The 22,737-nt window shown below is 67.5% G+C and carries 24 protein-coding genes, 2 pseudogenes and 1 riboswitch; of the genes and pseudogenes, 12 read left to right on the top strand and 14 right to left on the bottom strand.

The annotated features are described in order from the left end of the window. Positions 1-127, top strand: a pseudogene (locus ACOMG5_RS03645) (electron transfer flavoprotein subunit alpha/FixB family protein); the annotation flags it as partial. A 49-nt stretch (positions 128-176) separates the two neighbouring features. Here the strand turns inward: ACOMG5_RS03645 and atzF are convergent. From atzF to ACOMG5_RS03620, 5 genes are read right to left on the bottom strand one after another with little or no spacing between them, the layout of a single operon-like run. Then, positions 177-1,961 (bottom strand): allophanate hydrolase, encoded by a 1,785-nt coding sequence (gene atzF, locus ACOMG5_RS03640; RefSeq protein WP_420342421.1) that lies wholly within the window; start codon positions 1,959-1,961, stop codon positions 177-179. After that, entirely contained in the window at positions 1,958-3,481 is a 1,524-nt protein-coding gene (locus ACOMG5_RS03635) for a carboxyltransferase domain-containing protein (RefSeq protein ID WP_420342420.1), read from the bottom strand. Before ACOMG5_RS03635 ends, atzF begins: the two co-directional genes overlap by 4 nt. Beyond that, the gene (locus ACOMG5_RS03630) at positions 3,478-4,293 is read right to left on the bottom strand and encodes an ABC transporter permease (RefSeq protein WP_420342419.1); all 816 of its coding nucleotides are present in this window, start codon (positions 4,291-4,293) and stop codon (positions 3,478-3,480) included. The genes ACOMG5_RS03635 and ACOMG5_RS03630 overlap by 4 nt, the downstream gene beginning before the upstream one ends. Positions 4,294-4,306: 13 nt before the next feature. Further along, positions 4,307-5,209, bottom strand: coding sequence for a putative urea ABC transporter substrate-binding protein (locus ACOMG5_RS03625; protein WP_420342418.1), 903 nt, complete (start codon positions 5,207-5,209; stop codon positions 4,307-4,309). Beyond that, entirely contained in the window at positions 5,188-5,373 is a 186-nt protein-coding gene (locus ACOMG5_RS03620; RefSeq protein WP_420342417.1) for a hypothetical protein, read from the bottom strand. Before ACOMG5_RS03620 ends, ACOMG5_RS03625 begins: the two co-directional genes overlap by 22 nt. A gap of 70 nt (positions 5,374-5,443) precedes the next feature. Continuing rightward, a riboswitch (guanidine-I (ykkC/yxkD leader) is annotated at positions 5,444-5,547 on the bottom strand. A gap of 262 nt (positions 5,548-5,809) precedes the next feature. On the opposite strand from ACOMG5_RS03620, the gene ACOMG5_RS03615 reads away from it, so the two are divergent. From ACOMG5_RS03615 to ACOMG5_RS03575, 9 genes and pseudogenes are all read left to right on the top strand, one after another. Next, positions 5,810-7,702, top strand: a complete 1,893-nt coding sequence (locus ACOMG5_RS03615; protein WP_420342416.1) for a glycosyltransferase family 2 protein — start codon at positions 5,810-5,812, stop codon at positions 7,700-7,702. Beyond that, positions 7,699-8,571 carry a hypothetical protein gene (locus ACOMG5_RS03610; protein WP_420342415.1) on the top strand — a complete coding sequence of 291 codons (873 nt, stop codon included), beginning with the start codon at positions 7,699-7,701 and terminating at the stop codon, positions 8,569-8,571. The genes ACOMG5_RS03615 and ACOMG5_RS03610 overlap by 4 nt, the downstream gene beginning before the upstream one ends. Positions 8,572-8,757: 186 nt before the next feature. Then, positions 8,758-9,651, top strand: a complete 894-nt coding sequence (galU, locus tag ACOMG5_RS03605) for a UTP--glucose-1-phosphate uridylyltransferase GalU (protein WP_420342414.1) — start codon at positions 8,758-8,760, stop codon at positions 9,649-9,651. 6 nt (positions 9,652-9,657) lie between these two features. Further along, positions 9,658-10,644: a UDP-glucose 4-epimerase GalE gene (galE, locus tag ACOMG5_RS03600; protein ID WP_420342413.1), complete on the top strand. Its 987-nt coding sequence runs from the start codon at positions 9,658-9,660 to the stop codon at positions 10,642-10,644. Position 10,645: 1 nt separating this feature from the next. After that, positions 10,646-10,777 (top strand): hypothetical protein, encoded by a 132-nt coding sequence (locus ACOMG5_RS03595; RefSeq protein WP_420342412.1) that lies wholly within the window; start codon positions 10,646-10,648, stop codon positions 10,775-10,777. Positions 10,778-10,798: 21 nt separating this feature from the next. Next, a complete protein-coding gene (locus ACOMG5_RS03590; protein ID WP_420342424.1) occupies positions 10,799-11,665 on the top strand; it encodes a glycosyltransferase family 2 protein in 867 nt (288 codons plus the stop codon). Positions 11,666-11,804: 139 nt separating this feature from the next. Beyond that, positions 11,805-12,749: pseudogene (locus ACOMG5_RS03585) on the top strand (glycosyltransferase family 2 protein). Continuing rightward, positions 12,746-14,401, top strand: a complete 1,656-nt coding sequence (locus ACOMG5_RS03580; RefSeq protein ID WP_420342411.1) for a beta-1,6-N-acetylglucosaminyltransferase — start codon at positions 12,746-12,748, stop codon at positions 14,399-14,401. The pseudogene ACOMG5_RS03585 and the gene ACOMG5_RS03580 overlap by 4 nt, the downstream one beginning before the upstream one ends. Before the next feature lie 7 nt (positions 14,402-14,408). After that, positions 14,409-15,776 carry a nodulation protein NodH gene (locus tag ACOMG5_RS03575; protein WP_420342410.1) on the top strand — a complete coding sequence of 456 codons (1,368 nt, stop codon included), beginning with the start codon at positions 14,409-14,411 and terminating at the stop codon, positions 15,774-15,776. On the opposite strand, the gene ACOMG5_RS03570 is transcribed toward ACOMG5_RS03575, so the two are convergent. The 7 genes from ACOMG5_RS03570 to ACOMG5_RS03540 form a co-directional block, all read right to left on the bottom strand. Further along, on the bottom strand, positions 15,764-16,231 hold the full coding sequence (locus tag ACOMG5_RS03570; RefSeq protein ID WP_420342423.1) for a PTS sugar transporter subunit IIA: 468 nt from the start codon (positions 16,229-16,231) through the stop codon (positions 15,764-15,766). The genes ACOMG5_RS03575 and ACOMG5_RS03570 overlap by 13 nt on opposite strands. 33 nt (positions 16,232-16,264) lie before the next feature. Then, positions 16,265-16,840, bottom strand: a complete 576-nt coding sequence (gene hpf, locus ACOMG5_RS03565; protein WP_420342409.1) for a ribosome hibernation-promoting factor, HPF/YfiA family — start codon at positions 16,838-16,840, stop codon at positions 16,265-16,267. Between the two features lie 216 nt (positions 16,841-17,056). Continuing rightward, positions 17,057-17,791 carry an LPS export ABC transporter ATP-binding protein gene (gene lptB / locus ACOMG5_RS03560; RefSeq protein ID WP_420342408.1) on the bottom strand — a complete coding sequence of 245 codons (735 nt, stop codon included), beginning with the start codon at positions 17,789-17,791 and terminating at the stop codon, positions 17,057-17,059. Then, complete coding sequence (gene lptA / locus ACOMG5_RS03555; protein ID WP_420342407.1) at positions 17,788-18,273, bottom strand: lipopolysaccharide transport periplasmic protein LptA; 486 nt, start codon at positions 18,271-18,273, stop codon at positions 17,788-17,790. The genes lptB and lptA overlap by 4 nt, the downstream gene beginning before the upstream one ends. A 7-nt stretch (positions 18,274-18,280) precedes the next feature. After that, positions 18,281-18,880 carry a hypothetical protein gene (locus ACOMG5_RS03550; protein WP_420342406.1) on the bottom strand — a complete coding sequence of 200 codons (600 nt, stop codon included), beginning with the start codon at positions 18,878-18,880 and terminating at the stop codon, positions 18,281-18,283. Continuing rightward, positions 18,880-19,839, bottom strand: a complete 960-nt coding sequence (locus tag ACOMG5_RS03545) for a KpsF/GutQ family sugar-phosphate isomerase (protein WP_420342405.1) — start codon at positions 19,837-19,839, stop codon at positions 18,880-18,882. Before ACOMG5_RS03545 ends, ACOMG5_RS03550 begins: the two co-directional genes overlap by 1 nt. After that, positions 19,820-20,434, bottom strand: coding sequence for a ribonuclease D (locus tag ACOMG5_RS03540; RefSeq protein ID WP_420342404.1), 615 nt, complete (start codon positions 20,432-20,434; stop codon positions 19,820-19,822). Before ACOMG5_RS03540 ends, ACOMG5_RS03545 begins: the two co-directional genes overlap by 20 nt. Before the next feature lie 120 nt (positions 20,435-20,554). Between ACOMG5_RS03540 and msrB the strand changes: the two genes are divergently transcribed. Beyond that, positions 20,555-21,004, top strand: a complete 450-nt coding sequence (gene msrB, locus ACOMG5_RS03535; RefSeq protein WP_420342403.1) for a peptide-methionine (R)-S-oxide reductase MsrB — start codon at positions 20,555-20,557, stop codon at positions 21,002-21,004. Then, positions 21,001-21,504, top strand: coding sequence for a peptide-methionine (S)-S-oxide reductase MsrA (gene msrA, locus ACOMG5_RS03530; protein ID WP_420342402.1), 504 nt, complete (start codon positions 21,001-21,003; stop codon positions 21,502-21,504). Before msrB ends, msrA begins: the two co-directional genes overlap by 4 nt. A gap of 69 nt (positions 21,505-21,573) precedes the next feature. Here the strand turns inward: msrA and ACOMG5_RS03525 are convergent, their stop codons facing one another. Together ACOMG5_RS03525 and mtgA are read right to left on the bottom strand one after the other, a co-directional pair. Continuing rightward, complete coding sequence (locus ACOMG5_RS03525) at positions 21,574-21,927, bottom strand: MliC family protein (RefSeq protein WP_420342401.1); 354 nt, start codon at positions 21,925-21,927, stop codon at positions 21,574-21,576. A gap of 11 nt (positions 21,928-21,938) precedes the next feature. Beyond that, positions 21,939-22,679: a monofunctional biosynthetic peptidoglycan transglycosylase gene (mtgA, locus tag ACOMG5_RS03520; RefSeq protein ID WP_420342400.1), complete on the bottom strand. Its 741-nt coding sequence runs from the start codon at positions 22,677-22,679 to the stop codon at positions 21,939-21,941. Between the last annotated feature and the right edge of the window lie 58 nt (positions 22,680-22,737).

The raw sequence follows: 22,737 nt of genomic DNA, 5'->3' as shown, positions 1-22,737 counted from the left end.
CATGAAGGACAGCAAGGTCATCGTCGCGATCAACAAGGACGAAGAGGCGCCGATCTTCCAGGTCGCCGATTTCGGCCTCGTCGCAGACCTCTTCACCGCCGTCCCGGAGCTCACGCAGAAGCTCTGAGACAATCCGCTCAAAATGAAAAGCCCCGCCACAGGCGGGGCTTTTTGCATCAGAGGCTGGCCCGCCAGGCGCGCCATCCGCCAAACGCGGTGATATCCTCCGCCCCGGCGATGGCATGGGCTTCCGCGAGGAAGCACGAGACCTCCCGCCCATCCGCCAGCGTCACCTTGCCGATGCCGAGCGGCGCCGGGATCCGCGCCACGAAGGCGCCGAAGGCCGCGGGTGGCAGCGCCCAGAGTTCCAGCTCGATGCCGTTTCCGGCAAACCCCGGGTCGAAGACCATGCCGGGTTTGGGCGGCGCCGTGCCCGGCAGGCTATAGAGCCGGTAGCCCGGTGCCGTGCGCGTGGTCTCAAGGTGCAGCCCGCCCGGGCCGGTCAGCTCATGGTTCAGCGCCATGCCGGAGAGATGCGCGCCCACGGCGGCAATGACCAGCCAGCCTTCCGGCACGCGCGTCTCGGGCGCCGGGACGGGGGCACCGCGGCTGCGGCCCATGCCGCAGGCGGCGGCGTGATGCAGCGCGGCCGCGAAGGGCAGCAGCGCATCGTCGGAGAAGGCGGGCCCCACGAGCTGCACCCCGGCGGGCAGCCCCGAAGCGCCAAAGCCGCCCGGCACGGCAATGGCCGCATAGCCCAGCAGATTCGCGAAATTGGTATAGAGCCCGAACGCGCTGTTCTTGCCGATCGGATCGGCCAGCATGTCGGCGACGGTGTGGCGCGTGGGCGAGGTGGGCAGCATCAGCATGTCCACCGCCTCCCAGACCGGGGCCACCTGCTGGCGCAACGCATTGAGCCGATAGAGCCCGCGGAAGGCCTCGACCGCGGTCTTGCCGCGCGCGCCTTCGATGATCCGGCGCACGGTCGGGTCGAAGTCTTCGGCATGGCTGCCGAGGAATTCCTCCACCGCCGCCAGCCGTTCGGCCACCCAGGGGCCATCGTAAAGGAGGGATGCCGCCTCGCGAAAGGGCGCATAATCGAACGGGACCAGCGTGGCCCCCAGGGCCTCGGCCCGGGCGCAGGCGGCGTCATAGGCGGCCGCGATCTCGGCATTGCCGTAGAAGTTCTTCTCCGCGCCGGTGAGGACCCCGATCCGCGGCCGCGCTGGCAGCGCCACGGGGGCGGCCATGCGCGAGAACGGATCGGCCGGGTCGTAGCCCTCCATGATGCGGCGCACCTCGGCCGCCTCGGCCACGGTTCCGGCGAATATTGTGATCACGTCGATCGAGCGGCAGGCCGGCACCGCCCCCGTATTGGGCACGAGGCCGGGCGTGGGCTTCAGCCCCACGAGATTGTTGAACATCGCGGGCACCCGGCCGGAGCCTGCTGTATCGGTGCCGAGCGCGAAGGGGCACAGCCCCGATGCCACCGCCACCGCGGAGCCCGAGGAGGACCCCCCCGAGACATAGGCCGCATCGAACACGCAGCGCGGCGCGCCATAGGGCGAGCGCGTGCCATTGAGCCCGGTCGCGAACTGGTCGAGGTTGGTCTTGCCGATGACGATGGCGCCCGCCGCACGCAGCCGCGCGACGGTGGTGGCATCCGCGGTGGCCGGATAGGCATAGGCCGGGCAGGCGGCGGTGGTCGGCAGCCCGGCGACGTCGATATTGTCCTTCACCGCGAAGGGGATGCCATAGAGCGGCAGCCCCTCCGGCCCGCGCGCCATCAGGGCGCGGGCCTCTGCCCGCAGGGTCTCTGCGGGCGTTTCGGTGATGAACACGGCGCGGTCCGCGAGCGCGTCGCGCCGGGCGATCACCTCCTCCATCAGCTGAAGGGGCGTGGTTCCGGCGGCATAGGCGGCGCGGATCGCGTCGATGGTCAGGAATTCGGGCAGCATCATTCGGTCTCCAGAACGGCCAGGATATCGCCTGCATGGACGGTGCGCCCCGGCGCGGCGCGGGTTTCGCGCAGGATCCCCGCGGCGGGGCTCCGCACGGTGATTTCCATCTTCATGGATTCGACGATGGCGATGGCATCGCCCGCCGCGACCCGGCCGCCGGGCGCCACCAGGTATTTCCACACATTCCCCGGCACCGGGCTCTCGACGCCGGTGCAGCCTTCGGGGATGGCGCCGGTATCGAGCACGCCGCCGTCATCGGCCTCGAACTGATCCAGGCCCTCGGCCTTCCAGCGCGCGCGCTCGGCGTCGAAGGCAGCCTGCTGGCGGGCCTTGCCCGCGGCCACCTCGGCCGGGTCCTGCGCAGCCTTTTCGGCGGCCCAGTCGAACACGCCCTCCTCGATGCGCACATCGTAGCGGCCATGCGGGAAGGCTTCGCGATATTCCGCCAGCTCCGCATGGCTGACCGGGAAGAACCGGACCTGATCGAAATGATCCAGCAGCCAGGGGTTCTGCGCGAAGGATTTCGTGCGCCGCCAGGTGTTCCACATCTGGATCGTGCGGCCGAAGAGCTGATAGCCCCCCGGCCCCTCCATGCCATAGATGCACATGTAGGCGCCGCCGATGCCCACCGCGTTTTCCGGCGTCCAGGTGCGGGCGGGGTTGTATTTGGTGGTCACCAGCCGGTGGCGCGGGTCCACTGGCGTCGCCACCGGCGCGCCGAGGTACACATCGCCGAGCCCCATCACCAGATAGCGCGCATCGAAGATCGTCTGCTTCACCGCGTCTTCGTCGGGCAGGCCGTTGATGCGGCGGATGAACTCGATGTTCGAGGGGCACCAGGGCGCGTTCGGCCGCACCAGCTCCTGATACTTGCGCATCGCGAGCTCCGCCTGCGGGTCGTTCCAGGACAAGGGCAGCCAGACGGTGCGCGAGGGCACCTTGACCTGATCGGCGCTCGGCAGGGCGGCCTCGATCCGGGCCAGCTCGCGCAAGAGGTCCGGGCGGGAGATCTTCTCGCGGTCGTAGTGCAGCTGCAGCGAGCGGATTCCGGGGGTCACATCGAGCATCGGCAGGTCCGCCTCCGCCACCGCTTGCATCAGGAGCTGCACCCGCAGGCGCAGGCCGATGTCGAGCGTCATCGCCCCGTATTCCACCAGCAGGTCCTCATCGCCCTGACGGCGGTAGGTGGCGCCGAAGGTCCGCCCGATCAGGCGGTTTGCCCGCAGCTCCGGCTCCGCCATGACATTTTGCAGCACCGTCATATGCGGGAACACCGAATAGCGCTGGAAGACCACGCCGCGGTCGGGCCCGGGCTCGGGCGGCAGCGGCGCGCCATCCAGCGTGATCGTGCCGCGGGTGGGCTGCTCCTGCCCAAGCAGCATGCGCAGGAAGGTGGTCTTGCCGCAGCCCGAGGGGCCGACGAGGGCGATGAAGGCGCGCGGTGCGATCTCCAGGTCGATGTTCTGCAACACCACCTGTTCGCCATATTCCTTCCACAGGTTCTGGACGACGATGCTCATTTCGCGCGCTCCAGCTCGGACCAGGGGAAGGCCTTGCGGCGCAGGAAGGTCAGGCCGAGGTCCATCGCCACGGCAAGGAGCGTGATCCAGGCCACATAAGGGAAGATCATATCCATCGACAGGTAGCGCCGCACCAGGAAGATGCGGTAGCCCAGCCCCGAATCCGCCGAGATCGCCTCGGCCGCGATCAGGAACAGAAACGCCGGCCCGAGCTGCAGCCGGAGGCTGTCGATCAGCCGCGGCAGGATCTGCGGCAGCACCACGCGCAGCGCGATCAGCCAGGTGCTGGCGGAGAGGGTTTCTGCCTTGATGATCTGTTCGCGCGGCAGCAATTGCGCGCTGAGCGCGAGGTCGCGGATCAGGAGCGGCGCGACCCCGATCACGATCAGGGTGATCTTGGACACTTCGCCAAGGCCCAGCACGATGAACAGGATCGGCAGCAGCGCCAGCGGCGGCACCATCGACACGAAGGCCACGAAGGGGGCGAGCAGCGCCCGCACCAGCGGCAGGATACCGTTCAGCATCCCGAGCACCAGCGCGATCCCGGTGGCGATGCCCAGCCCCGCAAACAGCCGCCCGAGGCTCGCGGCCGTATCCGACCACAGCAGATAGGCGCCCGTGCGCTTGTCCTCGGTGAAGGCCATGGTCTGCACCGCATCGCGCAGGCTGGTCAGCGCGGGCAGGAGCTTGTCGCCCGGGTTTTCGGCGAGGCGTGCGGCCGATCCGGCGGCATAGGCCAGCAGCAGCGCAAAGGGCAGCACCGCCAGGACGATCTGCGTCGCCCGGCTTGGCCTGCGGTTGATGATCCGCATGATGTCCCCCGGATTACAGTGCGCCGTCGGCGGCCTGTTGCATCCAGCCGGCATCGAAGCGCAGCTTCACATTGCCCGCATCGCCCATCACCTTGCCGCCCGGCAGCTCGATGCCGATCACATCGGCCGAGGGCGCGCCGGCGCCGAGGAGGCCCTTGTCGCACAGGAAGGTGCGCACGTGCTCCATCGTGGTTTCGAGCTCGGGCGAGGCGGTGAAGGCCACGGCATCGGCGGGCTTGTCATAGAGCCGCGTCGCCGCGAGCTGCGCCTCGAACCCGGCCTGATCGGTGCCGGAGGCGGCCCCCATCGCGGCGCGGGCGGCGGCGCCCTCGGCGGTATCCGAGGTCATCAGCTGCGCGGTCTCGTACCAGATCCCGGCGAGGGCCTTGCCGAAATCGGGGTTGTCCTTCAGCACCTCGGTATTGCCGACCATCAGGTCCAGGATCTCGCCCGGGATCATGGAGCTGTCGAAGACGCTGTGGGGATCGGGCAGGGCGAGGATCTCCGAGACCATCGGGTTCCAGGTGACCATCGCCGTCACATCCGCGGTCTGGAAGGCGCCGACCATGTCGGGATCGGCGGTGTTCACCACCTTCACGTCGCGCTCGGCCAGGCCCACGCTGCCGAGCGCGCGGGCGAGCAGGTAATGCGAGACCGAGAATTCCACCAGGTTCACGCTCTGGCCCGCGATGTCCTTCAGCGCCGCCTTGTCCTTCAGGATCACCGCGTCATTGCCGTTGGAGAAATCGCCGATGATCACCGCGGTGGTATCGACCCCGCCTGCGGCCGGGATCGAGAGCCCGTCCATATTGGTCAGCGTCACCGCATCATAGGCCCCGGCGGTGTATTGGTTGATCGACTCGACGTAATCGTTGAACTGGGTCACTTCGATCTTCAGGCCGTATTTTTCGGCCATTTCTGCGCGATGCCATGATCGGCGACATAGCCCCAGGGCATCCAGCCCGCATAGATCGACCAGGCGACCTTGAAATCCTTCTTCGGCTCGGCCGAGGCCGGGGAGACGGAGAGAGCACCCATAGCGATCAGCGAGGACAGCAGGGCGGTGCGGCGAGTCAACATCGTTCATTCCTTTCATTCAAGAATAAGGGATGAACGGACCATCGTTCCGCCAATCCCTTGGCTGGACGAGGTCTCCCGGGCTTTTATCCCGCCGTGCGCCGAACGGGATGCCTCCCCGCCGGTGGCAGCTCTCGGACCAGACACGTTTCCGCCGGAACCCTAGCCGCCAACTCTATGAGACCTGCATGCCCGACGGCTGCTGCGTGGGTCAACCCTGCGGGCCGGTCAGGCTGCAGAAATGCCCGTTTCTGGGCGCCGAGGCGGCAGGAGGTGCGCTGTTGCGGCGATTTTGGGCGCTTTCAGGACGGATTATTGCGTCATCCGGGCCGGGAGCTGCGGCGGATGTCGATTCGCGGCCTGCGGTCTGCTTGACCGCGAATCTGCCCCTGCCGTAGTCTGCGCCCATCGGGGCGCCGGATCGGGGATCGATGAGCGCATGAGTGGCGGGCGGATGCCGATCGGCGCGCTCTGGATCGACGGAGCGCTCGGCTGGCTGGAAATCGCCTCGATCCGGAGCTTTCTGGATCTGGGGCATGATTATGTGCTTTATACATATGGCACGGTGCCGAACCTCCCCGCGGGCGCCACGCTGCGCGACGCGCGCGAGGTCTGGGATTGCGCCCGCATCCTGCGGCACGCGAAATCCGGCAGCCCGGCGCTGCACACCGATATCTTCCGCACGATGATGGTGCGCCAGACCGGGCGGGTCTGGGTCGATACAGATATTCTGGCGCTGCGCCCGTTCGGGCGGGAGCTCGGCTGGTACATTGGCCACGAGCGGATGGACAAGACCGAGCTCGGCTCCGCGGTGCTTGGTCTGCCGCCCAAAGCGCGGACGCTGGCCAAGCTGCACGGGTTCCTGACCGATCCGGCCCCGATCCCGCCCTGGCTGTCCGCGCGCAGCCGGGCCACGCTGCGGGAGGCCGCGCAGGCGGGGCAGCCGGTGCCTGTGGAGGAGATGCCCTGGGGGACGTTCGGCCCGCGCGCGCTGACCTATTTCGCCTGCGAAACCGGCGAGATCGCGCAGGCGCAGCCACAGGAGCGCTTCTTCCCGGTCGCGTTCCGCGACAGGAAGGCGCTGATAGACCCGGCGCGCGCGCCGGAGCTGGGCGCGCGGATCGCCGCGGCGGGGAGCCATTGCGTGCACCTCTATTCGCGCTGGCTGCGCAAGGCCTGCGCCCGCTTCCCGGATGGCCTGCCGCCGCGCGAGAGCTGGCTCGGCGCCTGGTGCGCTGAACGCGGCCTTCTGCCCGCGCCCCCCGATCCGCTGGAGCCGCTCGCGCGGCGCCGCGCCCGGGTGCCGGGCGGCGCGAACCGCTCGCGCCATGGCCGGGTGACGATCGTCACCATGGCCAAGGATGAGGGGCCCTATGTGCTGGAATGGGTGGCCTGGCACCATCTGCTCGGCTTCACCGATATCCTCGTTTATACCAACGACTGCACCGACGGCACCGACGAGCTGCTGGAGGCGCTGGCCGCGCATGGCCTGCTGACGCGCTGTGACAATCCGCCCTGGAAGGACCGCCCGCCGCAATCGCGCGCGCTGCACTGGGCGCAGGAGCATCCGCTGGTGCGCGCATCGGACTGGCTTCTGGTGATGGATTTCGACGAGTTCCTGACCATCCGGGGCGGCGGCGTGGATGCGCTGATCGACCGGGTGGAGGCGCAGGGCGCCAGCGGGATCTGCTGCACCTGGCGGTTCTTCGGCTCGGGCGGGCAGGTGGCTTTCGACCCTGCGCCGGTGACCGGGCGCCTGACGCGCGCCGCCCCCGACCGCTTCGGCAAGGGCCATGGCATCAAGACGCTCTACCGCAACGATCCGAACCTGGTGATGGCCATCCACCGGCCCTATCTGCGCATGCGCTTCGCGCGCAGCCCGGAGGGGCGGGCCTATCCGCTGCACTGGCTGAACGGCAGCGGCGCCGCGCTGGATGGGCGTGCGGTGCGCTGGAAGCTCTCGGTGCCCGAGGTGGGCTACGATCTGGTGCAGCTGAACCATTATGGGGTGAAATCGCGCGAGGAATATCTGCTGCGGCGGCTGCGGGGCGATGTGCTCGATAACCATTCGAAATATGATGCCGAGTATTTCGGCCTGTTCGACCGGAACGAGGAAGAGGACCCTCCCGCGCCGGAGATGGCCTTGCGCCTGCGCGCCTTCATGGAGCGGCTGCGGGCGCTGCCGGAAGTGGCCGCGGCCTGCGATCTGGTGGCCGCGCGGCAGGAGGCCAGGCTCGCCCGGCTGCGGGCGCAGCCGGACTATGCCGCGCAGATGGCGGCGCTGCAACCCTATGATTTCAGGCACGCCGCCCGGCTGAAGCGGGCGAAATGAGCGCGGACCTGGCCCTGCTGCGCGCGACGCGCTTCGGCCCGGCGGAGGCGGCGCTGGCTGCGCGGCTGGAGGCCGTATTCGGGCCGGGGAACGTGGTGATCTGTGCCGATGAAAGCCGGGGGCGGGTGGAGACCGGCCTCTGGCCGAAAGCGTCGCTGACGCGGGCCCGGGCCGAGGCGCTGGCTGGCGGGCCGGTGCCGGCGGACTGGGGCTGGCGGATGGGGGATCTGTGCCATCTGGCCGTGGCCGAGGCGTTCGGGCCGCGCCCGCGACAATGGCTGATCGAGAACGACGTGCATCTGCCGCAAGATGCGGCGGCGGCCTTCGCGCGGATGGCAGCGACAGAGGCGGATTTCATGGCCTGCGACCTGGCGCCGCGGCCGGTGAAGCCGATTGCGGAGGCGATGACGGCGGTTCTGCCGCGGGCGGACTGGGGCTGCATCTTCGCCTTCAATAGGCTGAATGGCGTGCGCATTCCGGAGCTGCGCGCCCTGCGCCGGGCGCTGGTTCTGGCGCTGCAGGGAACCCGGCGCAAGATGCCGAACGACGAGGCCGTGCTGGCCAATCTGGGCGCGGTGCGGGGCTGGAAGATGGTCGATCTCTATGCCGCGCTGCCCGATGTGTTCGATAAGGCCTGGTTTGCCACCAACCCGCCGATGCTGCGCGAGGCCTGGGCGCAGACCGAGGGACGGATCGCCCATCCGGTTCTGAGCCAGGGCGAAATCATGGAGCGTATCCGTGACGGGAGCGCTTCCGGCCATCCGCAACCCTACAGTGAAGGGCGGCTGCGGCGCGTGCTCGCGGCACTTCCGCCGGAGCAGGCGGAGGCGCTGCGCTTTGCGCTGTCCGGAAAAGCCGAAAACATCTGAATCCATCCGCGAATCGCGAAAAATGCAGCCAATGGCAGATATTTTCCCTGATCCTCTCGGCATATTTGCGCCGTTTTAAACAGAAGCTTTACCTGCCCGAGGGACCCTCCTTGAGCCGGCTGCGTTTTCGGAGGAAGATGGCGTCCGCCAAAATCGAGCCCGTTGGCTCTAATCAAAAGGTGCTTTATGAAACGCAAGGTCACGAAAGCGATTTTCCCCGTCGCCGGTCTCGGGACCCGATTCCTTCCGGCCACCAAGGCGATCCCGAAAGAGATCCTGACCCTGGTGGACCGCCCGCTGATCCAATATGCGATTGACGAAGCTCGGGCAGCGGGGATCACTGATTTTATCTTTGTGACGTCGCGTGGAAAATCCGCTCTCGAAGATTATTTCGATGATGCGCCGGAACTCGAGGCCGCCCTCAACAAACCGTCGAAAGCCCATCTTCTGAAGCTTCTCGAAGCCACCAAGATGCATTCGGGCGAGATCGCCTATGTGCGGCAGAACCGTCCGCTCGGCCTCGGCCATGCGGTGTGGTGCGCGCGCAAGCTGATCGGAGACGAGCCCTTCGCGGTGCTTCTGACCGACGATGTGATCGCGGCCGAGAAGCCCTGCCTGAAGCAGATGATGGAAGCCTATGAGGAAACCGGCGGCAATATCGTCGCCGCCATGGAAGTGCCGCGCGAGCGGACCTCGTCCTACGGCATTCTTGACATCGAGAAGGATATGGGCGCGCTGGTCTCGGTGAAGGGCATGGTCGAGAAGCCGCAGGCCGAGGATGCGCCCTCGAATCTGGCGGTGATCGGCCGCTATATCCTGACCAACAGCGTCATGGAGAACCTCAACCAGCTGAAGCTCGGCGCCGGCGGTGAGATCCAGCTGACCGATGCGATCGCCGAAGAGCTGACGAAGGGCCATGACGTCTATGGCTGCCGCTTCCGCGGCCAGCGCTACGATTGTGGCTCCAAGGCCGGGTTCCTGCAGGCGACAGTGGCCTTCGGCCTGGCGCGTGACGATCTGCGTGAAGAGTTCGAGAATTTCCTCGGCGATATCATGGCGATGCGCTCGGCAGCGGAATAGGGGACAATGGAGAAATACGTTCTGGTGACGGGAGGTGCGGGCTATATCGGCTCGCACGCCTGCAAAGCATTGAAAAAAGCGGGATACACGCCCGTTACCTTCGATAATTTCAGCACTGGCTGGCGCGAGGCCGTGAAGTTCGGCCCGGTCGAGGAGGGCGATCTTCACGATCGCGCACGCCTCGACGAGGTCTTCGCCAAGTGGAAGCCTGTTTCGGTGATGCATTTCGCGGCGCTGAGCCTCGTCGGCGAATCGATGAAGGATCCCGGGAAGTACTGGCGCACCAACGTGCTCTGCGCGCTGAACCTGATCGAAGCGGCGCTCGATGCGGGATGCAAGAACTTCGTCTTCTCCTCGACCTGCGCCACCTATGGCGATCAGGACGGTGTGGTTCTGGACGAGAACACCCGGCAGATGCCGATCAACGCCTATGGCGGCTCGAAACGCGCGATCGAGGATATGCTGCGCGATTTCGGGGCCAGTCACGGCCTGAATTCGGTGATTTTCCGCTATTTCAACGTCGCTGGCTGTGACCCGGATGCCGAGGTGGGCGAATTCCACCAGCCCGAGACGCATCTGATTCCGCTGATGCTGGACGCCATCGATGGCCGCCGCCCGGCGCTGACCGTCTATGGATCCGATTATCCCACGGAGGACGGCACCTGTATCCGCGACTATGTCCATGTGTCGGATCTGGTCGATGCGCATGTGCTTGGCCTCGAATCGCTGCTGGCGGGCAAGGGGTCGGATGTCTTCTGTCTCGGGACGGGTTCGGGCTTCTCCGTGCGCGAGGTGATTGCCAAGTCGCGGAAGGTCACGAATCGCGAAGTGCCGATCGTCGAAGGTGATCGCCGCCCCGGCGATGCTGCCGTTCTGGTCTGCGGATCGACCAAGGCCGTGGAAAAGCTCGGCTGGGTTCCCAAGCGGCCGGAGCTCGACACGATGATCGCCGATGCCTGGCGCTGGCACCAGACCGGGCATTTCGACAGCTGACATGCGGCAAGCGGCGCAGTGGCGGGCGCGCTATCTGCTGCGCCGCAAGCGGCAATTGCTGCTGCTGCGCGCGTTCCGCCGCCGCCGGGAGTTGACCTCCGTGGCCGATCGCACTGCGGCGATCCGGCCCTAGGATATCTTGCTGTTCGCCTGCATGCGCAACGAAGCCGCACGCCTGCCATTCTTCCTCACGCATTACAGGCGCTTGGGCGTGCGGCACTTCCTCATCGTCAGCAACGACAGCACCGATGACAGTGTGACGCTGCTGCGCGGGGCGGCCGATGTATCGCTGTGGACAACCAGCCACAGCTATCGCGGGTCGCGCTTCGGCATGGACTGGGTGAACGGGCTGCTCGCGCGCTACGGGCATGGCCATTGGTGCCTGACTGTGGATGCGGACGAGCTGCTGCTTCTGCCGCATCACCAAACGCGTGGTTTGCCCGGGCTCACCGCCTGGCTGGATGGCCGCGGCGCACCGGCGATGGCCGCGCTGATGCTGGATCTCTATCCGCGCGGGCCGCTGTCGCAGGCGCAACGTGCACCGGATCGCGACCCGACAGAGGTGCTCGGCTGGTTCGATCCCGCGGGCTACGATTGGCAGCGCCAGCCCCGGTTCCAGAGCATCTCGATCCGCGGCGGCCCTAGGCAGCGCGTCTTTTTCGGCGATACGCCGCAGCAGGCGCCGCATCTGCACAAGATCCCGCTGATCCGCTGGCACTGGCGCTACGCCTATCTGAGCTCGACCCATCTCGCGCTGCCGCCCCGCCTGAATCAGGGGTTTGACGCGCGGTTGAACCTGCCGAGCGGGATCTTGCTGCACACAAAGTTCCTCGATCAGGCGATCGACAAGGCACGCGAAGATCAGCAACGGCGCGCCCATTTCACCCATGCGGAGGATTATGGCCGCTATTACGCGCGGCTGATTGCCGATCCCGTGCTCTGGACGCCGGAGTCCGCCGCCCTGCAGGGCTGGGAGCAGCTGGAAACCCTCGGCCTGATGACGCGTGGCGACTGGCGCTGATTGACCCGCGTTAGCGGTTTGTTTACTTCACTTCCAGAAAACCCCTCATCCGCCGGCATCCCAGAAGAGACCGCCCGTGAGCCTGACCACGCGATTTCGCCTGAGGAGAGAGCGCCGGCGCCAGCAGCTGCGCGGGTTGATGCGCCGCCATCAGTTGCGCCTGATCGCGGATCGCCGGGCCCGGATCGGGGCGGGCGCGATCCTCGCCTGCGTCACCCTGCGCAACGAGGCGATCCGGCTGCCCTACTTCCTCGAATATTACCGCCGCCTTGGCATCGGCCACTTCCTGATGATCGACAACCAGTCCGACGACGGCTCCGCCGATTATCTCAGCCGCCAGCCCGATGTGACTTTGTGGTCCGCCCGCGGCAGCTACCGTGCGGCGCAGTTCGGGGTGGATTGGCAGAACCATATCCTGCGCCACACGGCCGCCGGGCATTGGGTCCTGACCGTCGACCCGGATGAATTCCTGGTCTACCCGCATTGCGATACCAGGCCGCTTGCCGCCCTGACCGGCTGGCTGGACAATACCGAGCGGCGCTCTTTCCCGGCCATGCTGCTCGATATGTACCCCAAAGGGCCGGTCGATGCGCAGCCCTATGCCGCCGGGCGCGATCCGTTCGAAATTGCCTGCTGGTTCGATGCGGGCAATTACATGATCAGCCGCAATCCCTGGCTGCGGAACCTGTGGATCCAGGGCGGCCCGCGGGCGCGGATGTTCTTCGCCGAAGATCCCTGGTCCGCCCCCTCGCTGAACAAGATCCCGCTGGTGCGGTAGGAGCGGGGCTTCGTCTACCGCTCCTCCACCCACATGCTGCTGCCGCGGCAGCTGAACGTCACCTATGATGAATGGGGCGGGGAGATGGCGTCGGGCTGCCTGCTCCATGCAAAATTCCTGTCTCCCCTTACGCTGAAGGTCGCGGAGGAAATGCAGCGCGGTGAGCATTATGCCGGGTCGCGGGAATACCGCGCCTATCAGGGGCTGGCCGCGCAGCCGGATCTCTGGACCCCGCATTCCAGCCGCTATGCCGGCTGGCGGCAGCTCGAAGAGATGGAGCTGATCTCTGCGGGGGGCTGGGCATGAGCTTCGGCGTCGTCCTGCTATGCCACACCGCGCTTGAGCGTGCTGCGCAGGCTGCGCGCTTCTGGGCGGCGGGCGGCGCCCCGGTGGTGATCCATGTCGATGCGCGCGTGCCGCAGGCGGAGCTATCCCTGATGCAGGCGGGGCTGGCGGACCTGCCCGATATTTCCTTCTGCCGGCGCCGGAAATGCCATTGGGGCAGCTGGTCGCTGGTTGCGGCCACGCAGGAGGCGGCCGCGCAGCTGATCGCGCGCCATCCCGGCTTCGGCCATGTGCTGCTCGCCTCCGGCGCCTGCCTGCCGCTGCGGCCGGTGGCGGATCTCGCGGCCTATCTGGATGCGCGGCCCGATACCGATTTCATCGAGAGCGTCACCTGCGCCGAGGCGGACTGGGCCATCGGCGGCCTCGGGATGGAGCGTTTCACCCTGCGCTTCCCGTTCCGCTGGCAGACGCAGCGCGCGCTGTTCGATGCCTGGGTCGCGCTGCAGTGGCGCGCCGGGCTGCGCCGCAGCCTGCCGGCCGGTCTCGCGCCGCATCTGGGCAGCCAGTGGTGGTGCCTCACCCGCGCCACGCTGGAGGCGATCTTGCAAGACCCGCGCCGGCCGATGCTCGAGCGCTTTTTCCGCCGGGTCTGGATCCCGGACGAGAGCTATTTCCAGACCCTGGCACGCAGCCATTCCCGCCGGCTTGAGAGCCGCTCGCTGACCTTCAGCCGGTTCGATGACAAGGGCCGTCCGCAGCTCTTCTTCGACGATCATGCGGAGGTGCTGCGCGCCTCGGGCTGCTTCGTTGCGCGCAAGATCTGGCCCGGGGCAGCGGGGCTCTATGAGGCGTTCCTTGCGCCAGGCCCCGGCCTCGGCGCGGCGGAGCCCGGGCCGCAGCCCCTGCAGTACCTGTTCGACGGTGCCGCGCGCCGCCGCCGCACCGGCCGGGCGGGGCTGGTGATGCAGAGCCGCTTCCCCCGGATGGACCATGAAAACGGCAAGACCCGCGGCCCCTATACCATCCACCAGGGTTTCACCGACCTCTTTTGCGATTACCCCGGCTGGCTGGCGCGGCAGGTGCCGGGCGTGGTGCATGGCCATCTGTTCGCGGCCGGGCGCGCCGAATTTGCCGGGGGCGGCGGCGTGGGCCCCGGCGGGCTCCGCGATGCGATCGGGCTGCGCAACTACAATCCGCGCGGCTTCCTGACGAGCCTTCTTTGGAGCGCGGGTGGCGTGCCGCAGAGCTTCATGTACAGCCCGCGCGACCTGCCCGCGTTGGACTGGTTCGTGGCGAGCGATCCGAATGCCCGCATCGCGATCATCACCGGCGCCTGGGCGCTGGTGCTTCATCGCGCTGGCCTGCCAGTGGCGGAGCTGCGGGCGGAGGCCGCGCGGCTGCACCGGCTGGAGGCGGAGGAGCTGGAGATGCTGCGCTCGCCGCATGTGCGCGCGCAGGTCTCCGTCTGGAGCCTGGCCGAGGCGGCGATGGATCCGGCGCGGGTCCTGCGTGCGGTGGCGGGGCAGGCTGCTTCCCTGCCCGCGCTGCAAGACCTCACCGGGCTGTGCCGCTTCCTGCAGGACATGCGCGACGCGGGCCTGCCGCTGCGCCTCGCCGGGGAATTCCCCCCGGAGCCGGATGCCGTTAGGCTCGCCGCACGTCGGGCCGGGTGAGGGGACCATGCCACGGTTTGAGAGCTTCGTTCTGCTTGCGGAAATGCGTACCGGCTCCAACCTGCTGGAGGCGGCGCTGAACGCCCTGCCGGGGGTTTGCTGCCATGGCGAGGCATTCAACCCGGCGCTGCTCGGCTATCCGAAACAGACCGAGCTTCTGGGCATGACCCGATCCGCGCGCGATGCGGATCCGCTGGCGCTGCGCGCGCGGATCGTGGCGGCGCCGGGGCTCAATGGCTGCCGCTATTTCCACGACCACGACCCCCGGGTGCTGGCGCCGATGCTGGCCGACCCTGCCTGCGCCAAGATCATCCTTACCCGCAATCCGGCCGAGAGCTATGTGAGCCTGCAAATTGCGCGGGCGACCGGGCAATGGAAATTGGGCGATGCGCGCCACCGCAAGGCGATCCGCGCGGAATTCGAGGAGGCGGGCTTCGCCGCGCATCTGGAGGCGATCCAGGACTTTCAGATCCGGCTGATGCATGCGCTGCAGGTGAGCGGCCAGACGGCCTTCTATGTGGATTACGAGGATCTGCAGGATCTGGCGGTGCTGAACGGGCTTGCGGCCTGGCTCGGGGTCGAGGGGCGGCTGGCGGCGCTGCCCGATACGCTGGTGGTGCAGAACCCGGAGCCGCTGGAGGCGAAGGTCGCGAATTTCCGCGAGATGGAGCGGGCGCTGTCGCGGCTGGACCGGTTCAACCTGGCGCGCACGCCGAATTTCGAGCCGCGCCGCGGGCCGGGGGTGCCCGGGTTTCTGGCGGCGGGGGGGCTCCTCTATATGCCGCTGCGCCCCGATGTGCCGGGCGTGGCGGACTGGCTCGCGCGGCTCGGCCCAGTGGAGAGGCCGTTTTCGCAAAAGAGCCTGCGGCAATGGAAGCGCCAGCATCCGGGGCATCGCAGCTTCACCGTTCTGCGCCATCCGCTCCTGCGCGCGCATCTGGCGCTGCATGCCGTGCTCTCGCGCGAGGGGCTGGCGCCGGTGCGTGCCGTGCTGCGCGAGAGCTACGGCCTGCCGCTGCCTGCCACCCCCACGGCCGAAAGCTGGGCCCCGGCGCTGGAGGCCTTCCTCGGCTGGATGAAGGCCAACCTGAACGGCCAGACCAGCCTCGCGGCCCTGCCGCTCTGGGCGAGCCAGTCGGCGCTTTTGCAGGGGATCGGGCAATTCGCCCTGCCCGACCTGATCGCGCGGGAGGAGCGGCTTGCGCAGGATCTGGCCTGGCTCGCGCCCGGCGCGCCTGCCTTCGTGGCTGAGCCCGATCCGGTGCCGGTGCCGCTGGCCGCAATCTGCACCCCGTCCATGCAAAAAGCCGCGCGGGAGGCTTATCCGCGCGACTTCATGCAATTCGGGTTCTCGGATTGGGCTCAGGCCGCCTGAACGCCGCCCGTCGCCGCCGTCAGCACCGCATGCAGCGCAGCCGGATCGGTATTGGCGCGCAGCTTGGCGCAGACCTCGGGGTTGCGCATGGTGCGCGACACCAGCGCAAGCGCCTTCAGGTGATCCACGCCCGAATCCTTCGGCGCGAACAGCGCGAAGACCAGATCCACCGGCAGCCGGTCCACCGCATCGAAATCCAACGGCTTTTCCAGCCGCAGGAACACGCCCACGACCGATTTCAGCCCATGCAGGCGCGCATGCGGCAGCGCCACGCCATGGCCCACGCCGGTGGGCCCGAGCGCTTCGCGCTCCTGCAGGGCATCAACGGTCTGGATCGCATCCAGCCCGTAGGCTGAATGCGCAATGTCGCCAAGGTCCTGAAACAGACGCTTCTTGCTGGTAACGGTGGAGAGTACCTTCACCGCATCCGGCTTGAGCAGGTTGGAAAGATCCATCTGTCCTTTTTCCGCGTCCGCCATATCAGACGCTCACTTGCTGTTGCGCGGGTCGATCCAGCCGACGTTTCCGTCGTCGCGGCTGTAGACCACGTTCACCCCGCCATGTTTCTCGTTGCGGAAGACGAGCAGCGGCTTGCCGGCCAGTTCCATCTGCATCACCGCCTCGCCAACCGAGAGCGTGGGGACCCGGGTCTCCATCTCGGCCACGATTACGGGCGCGAGGCTGTCGCCGTCGACCTCGGTCTCGTCTTCTTCCGCGGCGAGCACATACAGGTCGGCCGAGGCGAATTCAACAGGCTGTGAACGTTCGCGCGAATGGTCCTTCAGGCGGCGCTTGTGGCGGCGCAGCTGCTTGTCCATCTTCTCGCGGCAGGCCTCGAAGGCCGGGTAGACATCGCCCGCGCGGCCGGAGGCCGAGGCGGTCAGCCCGGTGGACAGGTGCACGGTGGCTTCGCAGATATATTCATGCGCATTCTTGGAGAAAGTGACGGTGGCGTCGGTCGGGCGCTGCATGTACTTGTCGACCGTTGCGCCGAGCTCGGTTTTCACATGGCTTTGAAGAGCCTCACCGATGTCGAGCTGTTTCCCGCTGATCTGGTAACGCATGATTGCTCCTTCGCATCAGAGACCGGCCGCGCGGATCACCGCACGGCTGGCAGGTTGACCCTTTCGGGGATGGGCCGTGCGCGCCGCCACGGGACGACGGGGCCACAAAGGCTGCGGCGGCGTCGCTCGGAGGAGGAGGCGGTGTGTACGCATGCTTCCAATTTGGGAACGGATCGGCGCCGCTGTCAACGGGGGACAGTTGCTGCACTGCGGCACTCAGCCGATGCGGAAGTTTTCGCCGAGGTAGACGCGCCGCACATTGGGGTCGTTCACGACCTCCTCCGCCGTGCCCGACATCAGCACCTGCCCATCGTGCAGGATATAGGCGCGGTCCACGATATCGAGCGTCTCGCGCACGTTGTGGTCGGTGATCAGCACGCCGATACCGCGCTCCTTCAGGTGGCTGACGAGCGTACGGATCTCGTTCACGGCGATCGGGTCGACGCCTGCGAAGGGCTCGTCGAGCAGCAGGTATTTCGGATCAGCGGCGAGGCAGCGGGCGATTTCCACCCGGCGCCGCTCCCCGCCCGAAAGGGCGAGCGCGGGCGCCTGGCGCAGATAGGCGATGGAGAAATCGCCCAGGAGCTCCTCCAGCCGCTCGCGGCGGCGGTGCGGGTCCGGCGTCGAGATCTCCAGAATCGCCATGATGTTCTGCTCAACGGAGAGCCCGCGGAAGATCGAGGCCTCCTGCGGCAGATAGCCGATGCCCAGCCGCGCGCGGCGGTACATCGGCAGGCCGGTGGCCTCCACCCCGTCGATCAGCACCTGCCCGGCGTCGGGCTGGATCAGCCCGGCGATGGCATAGAAGCAGGTGGTCTTGCCCGAGCCGTTCGGCCCGAGCAGCGCCACGACCTCACCGCGCTCGAGGCGCAGCGAGACGTCGCGCAGCACCATGCGCTTCTTGTAGCTCTTGCGCAGGCGGCTGACGCCGAGCCCGGTGGCCTCGGTCATTTCTGCGTTCCCGGCTGCAGGATGGTGCGCACACGGCCGTCCATCTGCCCGGTGCCCGAGCGCAGGTTCACGCTCAGCTTCTGGCCCGACATCACGCTTTCGCCCTGCGTCAGCAGCACGTCGCCGGTCATCACCACCGTCCCGGCCGCGACGTCATAGACCGCCTCTTTCGATTCGGCCGCCTCCGTGGGCGAGACCAGCGTCACCCCGCCGGTGGCATGCAGGGTCTGGATCTTGCTGCGGTCGCCCGGCGCATAGCCGACATCGACCTGCGCCGCCTGCATGCGCAGCCCGCCCTGCACCACGAGCACATTGCCCTTGAACACGGCCGAGCCATCGCTCTGGTTCACGGAGAGGCTGTCGGAGGTGACCTCCACCGGCGCATTCGCATCCGCCTTCAGGCCGCCGAAAGCGACTTCCTGCGAAAGCGCGGGGCCGGCGGCCAGGGCGATCAGGGCGGCGATAACTGGGGAGAAGCGCATGAAACCCTCATTCCTCCGGCTGATATATCAGCTTCACGCCGCCATTGAAGACCAGATCGTAGGGGGCATCGGCGGACGGGCGGGAAAGTTCCATATTCCCGGCGTCGATCCGGCCGAGCGGGCTTTCGCCATGGACGGATTCCGGCGCTGTCACCCGGCTGCGATCGGTGGCCAGCGCCATTTCGGCAGAGCTCATCCGGTAGCCGGTCGAGGTCTGCATTGCGACCCCGCCGCGCAGCAGGATCTGGCCCTGCGACGGGTCGATCCGGCCGGTTTTCGCGGTGATATCGGCCACGAGCCCATCCTTCGCCTCGATCTTGGCGACCATGTCCTGCGCTGTGGCGCCGGTGTTGTTCGGGTCCGGCGTGGCGGCGGTGGCGCGCACCATCACCGCGGCGCCGTCCTCGGTCATCCCGGCATATTGCGGCGTGCCGATGCGCGGCTCCCGCGCGAGTTCTTCCACATTCACATTGGCATAGAGCGAGGCGGTCGAGGGATCGACCCGCTCCGACACCAGAAACAGCGTCGACAACAGCACCAGAGCCGCGAGCGGCAGCGCCACCTTGGCGAGCGCGACCACACGCGAATGGCGGTTGTCATAGCCCATCAGACGACCCCGGCGCGCAGGCAGTCGTGGATGTGCAGAATACCCACCGGGCGGCCATCGGCCACCGCGAACAGGCAGGTGATCTTGTAGCGGTTCATCTCGGCCACGGCGGCTTCGGCCAGGGCGCCGGGCGCAATGCCATGCGGATTGCGGGTCATCACTTCGGCCGCGGTATGGGAGAGCAGCCCGTCCATGTGGCGGCGCAGGTCGCCGTCGGTGATCACGCCGATCAGCAGGCCCGCGGCATCGGTCACGCCGACGACGCCGAAGCCCTTCTGGCTGATCACCAGCAGCGCCTCCGACATCGGCGCCTCCGCGGCCACCAGCGGCATGTCGTCATGCATCAGATCGGCGACCTTGGAGAGCCGCGCGCCGAGCTTGCCGCCGGGGTGGAAGGTGCGGAAATCCTCGGGGGTGAACTTGCGGTGTCGCATCAGCGCCACGGCCAGCGCATCGCCGAGCGCGAGGGTCATGGTGGTGGAGGTGGTGGGCACCACGCCGGAGCCATCGGCCTCGGGCGCCTGCGGCAGCACCAGCGCCACATCCGCCTGCCGCAGCAGGGTGGAATCGGGGCGCGAGGCCACACCGATCATCGGAATTTCAAAGCGGCGGGTATGCGCGATCAGATCCGCGAGCTCGGGCGTCTCCCCGGAATTCGACAGCACCAGCGCCACGTCATCCTGGGTGACCATTCCGAGGTCGCCGTGGCTCGCCTCCGCCGGATGGACGAATTGCGCGGGCGTGCCGGTGGAGGCGAAGGTCGCGGCGATCTTGCGCGCGATATGGCCGGATTTGCCCATGCCGGAGACGATGACCCGGCCGCGGGCGCCCAGGATCGTCTCCACCGCGGCGACGAAGCTGTTGCCCAGGCCCTCGCGCAGCAGGCGCAGGCCGGTCTCCTCATCCGCGATCACGCGGGCGGCGGTCTCGAGATAATTTTCAGTGATGGAAGATGTCATTCGGTTCCTCCCAACCCAGCAGGTCAAGCTGTGCCCGTGCGGGCAGGAAATCAAAACAGGCCCGCGCGAGCTCTGTCCGGCCCTCGCGTGCCAGACGCTCCACGAGAACCGCGCGCGCGCGGTGCAGATAAAGCACATCGGAGGCGGCATATTCCAGCTGCGCCTGGGTCAGCTCCGCCGCGCCCCAGTCCGAGGTCTGCTGCTGCTTCGAGATATCGACGCCGACCAGCTCCGAGAGCAGGTATTTCAGCCCGTGCCGGTCGGTGAAGGTGCGGATCATCTTCGAGGCGATCTTGGTGCAGAACACCGGCGCGGTGACCACGCCGAAGGCATTGTACAGCGCCGCCACATCGAAGCGGGCGAAATGGAACAGCTTCTCGGTGGCCGGATCGGCCAGCATCCGGCACAGGTTCGGCGCCGCGCTCTGCCCGCGCGCGATCTGGACCAGATGGGCATCGCCATCGCCTGCGGAGAGCTGCACGAGGCAGAGCCGGTCGCGGCGCGGGTCGAGGCCCATCGTCTCCGTGTCGATCGCGACGATCGGGCCCAGGTCGAGCCCTTCGGGCAGGTCGCCCCTGTGCAGTTGGATGGCCACGCAGGTTCCTTTCCTTCAGCTTTGCCCCCGATATACGCGCATCGCCCGGGCTGCGCCACCATCTGGATTTTTCCGCACGACACGCCATTTACTGTGACAGGAATCTGACGGAGACGCACGATGGCCAAGAGCTATGCGAAAACCCCCGAGGCGCTGGCGAAGCTGACGCCCGAACAATATCACGTCACCCAGGAGAGCGGCACCGAGCGGGCGTTCACCGGCGCCTATACCGACAATCACGACGCCGGGATCTATGTGGATATCGTTTCGGGCGAGCCGCTGTTCACCTCCGCCGACAAGTTCGACAGCCATTGCGGCTGGCCTTCCTTCACCCGGCCGATCGAGCAGGAGATGATCACCGCGTATCGCGACACGAGCCATGGCATGGACCGGATCGAGGTGCGCTCCAAATTCGCGGACAGCCACCTCGGCCATGTCTTCCCCGATGGCCCGCGCGATCGGGGCGGGCTGCGCTACTGCATCAATTCGGCCTCGCTGCGCTTCATCCCGAAGGACCGGATGGAGGCGGAAGGCTACGGCGATTATCTGGCTCAGCTGGAGGACAAATGATGGAAAAGGCGATTCTGGCCGGTGGCTGCTTCTGGGGCATGCAGGACCTGATCCGCAAGCTGCCCGGCGTGCAGGCGACGCGCGTGGGCTATACCGGCGGCGATGTCGCGCATGCGACCTACCGCAATCACGGCACCCATGCCGAGGCGATCGAGATCCTGTTCGACCCGGCGACGATCAGCTACCGGCGGCTGCTGGAGTTCTTCTTCCAGATCCACGATCCGACCACGCTGAACCGGCAGGGCAATGATATGGGCCTCTCCTACCGCTCCGCGATCTATTATACGGATGCGGCGCAGAAGGCGGTGGCCGAGGATACGATCGCGGATGTGAACGCCTCCGGGCTCTGGCCGGGCAAGGTGGTCACCGAAGTGGCGGCGGCCGGGCCGTTCTGGGAAGCGGAGCCCGAGCACCAGGATTATCTGGAGCGCTATCCGAACGGCTACACCTGCCACCGGATCCGCCCCGATTGGGTGCTGCCGAAGCGCGAGACGGTCTGAGCGGGGGCGGCGCCAAGGCGGATGGTTACACCTGCCACAGGATCCGCCCAAGCCCAGTCTGAGCGGGGCTCAGGGGCGGGCGGTGCAGCTTCGGGGCTGACCTTCGGTCATGAGCTCGCTCAGCGTGGCGTCCGCGCCCTTCGTCCACCATTCGTAGGGGCCGGAAACATAGCGCGCGCCGGAGCCGGCGGTCACGCCGACGAAGATCCGCTCCGCGCCGTCCAGCGTCAGGATCGCGAGGCTGTTCGCCTCGGTGTTGATGTATTGCACCGCGATCGCATCGCCGTCGCAGCTGTAGGCCAGGCGGGTGACGCTGGCCTCCGCGCCCATCGGCAGCGGGATCGAAAGCACCGCCTCGGCCTGAGCCGTGCCCGCGAGGGCGATCAGGGGGGCGATCAAAATGGGCAGGCTGCGCAGGATCATCGGCATCTCCCTCAGAAACATGTGGCGCGGCCGTCGGCGCGGATCGTCGCGGCCCCGTCCTGAATGGCATTGGCGCGCCGGTTCACGAAGCCTGAGGGCTTCGAGGCCGAACGCCCTTTCGGGTCGGGCAGGATCGCGGCCAGCAGTGCCGCCTGGCGCGGCGTGAGTTTGTCGGGCGAGGTCTTGAAATAGTGATAGGCGGCGGCATCCACGCCAAACACGCCCTCGGCGAATTCGGCGATGTTCAGATAGACTTCCAGGATCCGCCGCTTCGGCCAGACCAGCTCCACCACCGGCGTCAGCGCGGCCTCGACCGCCTTGCGCGGCCAGCTGCGGCCCTGCCACAGGAACACGTTCTTCACCACCTGCTGGGTGATGGTGGAGGCGCCGCGCTCGCCGCCGGCCTCCATCGCCTTACGGATCGCGACCATGTCGAAGCCCCAGTGGCGGCAGAAATTCGCATCCTCCGCCGCCACGACCGAGCGCGCCATCACCGGGGCGATGTCTTCCATCGCCACCCAGTTCTGATCGACGCCATCGAGGCGGCGCCCCTCGCTCCACATGTAGTAATTGGTCGGCGGGTTGATGAAGCGGAACAGCACCACCAGCGCCAGCAGGAAGGCCAGCGCGATCAGCCCGGCCCGCGCCAGCCGCCGGATGAGCCAGCGCCACGGGGCCGCTGCGCCACGCGCCGCCGCCGCGCCGGCCGCGCGGGTCCTGGTGGGGGAGGAGGGGGTCTTGCGCTCTGCCATGCGGCCATAAGTCATGCCGGGCCGCACAGGTCAAGCGGCCCGGAAAAAGGCGGAGCCT

Source organism: Paenirhodobacter sp. (assembly GCF_041916475.1).
GTDB lineage: Bacteria > Pseudomonadota > Alphaproteobacteria > Rhodobacterales > Rhodobacteraceae > Rhodobacter.
Note: the sequence above shows the minus strand (reverse complement) of the source record. Positions and strands in the feature narration are given on the sequence as shown.